The organism is Candidatus Hakubella thermalkaliphila (assembly GCF_013281975.1).
Taxonomy (GTDB): domain Bacteria; phylum Actinomycetota; class Humimicrobiia; order Hakubellales; family Hakubellaceae; genus Hakubella; species Hakubella thermalkaliphila.
Genome location: NZ_BLRZ01000071.1, coordinates 1 through 874 on the forward strand (window position 1 = coordinate 1; position 874 = coordinate 874).

Genomic DNA, 874 nt, shown 5'->3' on the forward strand with positions numbered 1-874 from the left:
TGATGGGGGATTTTGTGGTAAGGGGAGCAGATGCTCCGGCCATAGATAGGGAAAAGAAGTGGGTTTTTGAGCCTACGGTAAAGGCTGGTGACCAGGTTGTAGCCGGCGATATTGTGGGCCAGGTTCAAGAGACATCCATAATACGCCACCGGATAATGGTGCCATTGGGCATAAAAAGAGGCAGGATAAAGGAGATATTCTCCGGCCAGGCCACTGTTGAGGACACCGTTGCCGTAGTCGATGTGGACGGTGAGAAGAGAGAGATAACCATGCTGACCAGGTGGCCGGTGAGAAGACCCCGCCCTTATAAAGAAAAGCTCCCCTTAGAGGCACCGGTGGTCACCGGGCAAAGGGTTATAGATACTTTCTTTCCCATAACCAAGGGGGGGACTGCCTGTGTGCCGGGTCCCTTTGGATCTGGAAAAACGGTAATTCAGCATCAGCTTGCCAAATGGGCTGACTCGGAGATGGTGGTATTTGTTGGCTGTGGCGAACGAGGTAACGAGATGACCGATGTATTGATAGAGTTTGATAGGCTGAGTGATCCCTATACCGGAAAGCCCTTAATGGAGAAGGCCATTCTTATTGGTAACACCTCCAATATGCCTGTGGCAGCAAGGGAAGCTTCCATCTACACTGGCATAACGATGGCCGAGTATCTCAGGGATATGGGATACAATGTCACCCTTCAAGCCGACTCCACCTCCAGGTGGGCCGAGGCTCCCAGGGAGATTGCCGGCCGTCTTGAGGAGATTCCCGGAGAAGAGGGATACCCGGCCTACCAGAGCTCTAGACTGGCCGCGTGTTACGAGAGAGCTGGGAGGATAAAGGGCCTGGGAAATGAGCCTGGAGAGGGAAGGGTAGAACTTGTAGG

1 protein-coding gene is annotated in these 874 nt (G+C 53.2%); it reads left to right on the forward strand.

Annotation, left to right across the window (positions count from 1 at the left end; translation table 11 throughout):
- Nucleotides 1-874 (forward strand): V-type ATP synthase subunit A (locus HW443_RS13345; protein ID WP_258190474.1); only part of this gene is annotated, 874 nt, incomplete at both ends.